At 67.0% G+C, this 790-nt stretch carries 1 protein-coding gene and 1 pseudogene; both read left to right on the top strand.

Annotated features, from left to right (window positions below):
• Nucleotides 1-2 precede the first annotated feature (2 nt).
• A pseudogene (locus FUT88_RS24930) lies at nt 3-291 on the top strand (malonate decarboxylase subunit delta).
• A 9-nt stretch (nt 292-300) separates the two neighbouring features.
• Nucleotides 301-790: biotin-independent malonate decarboxylase subunit beta (locus tag FUT88_RS24925; RefSeq protein ID WP_147219210.1), on the top strand; the 490-nt coding region annotated here is incomplete at its 3' end.

Here is a 790-nt window from a genome sequence, read left to right as displayed (position 1 = left end):
TGATTTTCATCACCGGCGGCGCACCCGCTGGCGCCGTGCGTATGCCGGCGTGGTCGGCTCGGGCGACCTCGAAGTGTTGTTGACGCCCGGCAACGCGGCCAGATCGACGTGGCCATCACCACGTCCGTCAATGGCATGAGCGCGACGTGGCAGGCGCAGCTTGCGCGTGTGTTCGGCTCACACGCGTGGCCAGCGGCCAAGATCATCATCAACGACTTCGGCGCGACACCGGCCGTGGTGCGGTTGCGGCTTGAGCAGGCGCTTGAATCGCTTAACGCGCTCGGGTCTTAAGGAGAAGCCATGTCACGCAACCCGATTGAACGCGACAGCTTTATTGAACGTGATGCGCGCCGACGCGCCATTGCGCTGCTCGACCCGGGCACCTTCCGCGAACTGCTGGACCCGTTCGAACAATTGACCTCGCCGTGGCTGCCGCGTCAGGGCATCGTCACGCAGGCCGATGATGGCGTCGTCGTGGCGCGCGGCACGCTGGGCGGGCAGCCCGCGGTGGTGCTCGCCATTGAAGGCGCCTTCCAGGGCGGCAGCATGGGCGAGGTGTCCGGCGCCAAGATTGCCGGCGCGCTGGAGCTGGCGGTGGAAGACAACCGCAACGGTATTCCCACACGCGCCGTGATCGTCTTCGAAACCGGCGGCGTGCGGCTGCAGGAAGCCAACCTGGGCTTGGCCGCCATTGCGGAGATCCACGCAGGCATCCGCGCGCTGCGCGAGTACGGGCCGGTGATCGGCATCACCGCAGGCGTGGTCGGCTGCTTTGGCGGCATGAGCATCG

This window comes from Ralstonia sp. TCR112, assembly GCF_007997035.1.
In the GTDB taxonomy this organism is placed as follows: domain Bacteria; phylum Pseudomonadota; class Gammaproteobacteria; order Burkholderiales; family Burkholderiaceae; genus Ralstonia; species Ralstonia edaphi.
The sequence above is the reverse complement of the archived record's forward strand: the minus strand, read 5'-3'. Positions and strand labels throughout refer to the sequence as shown.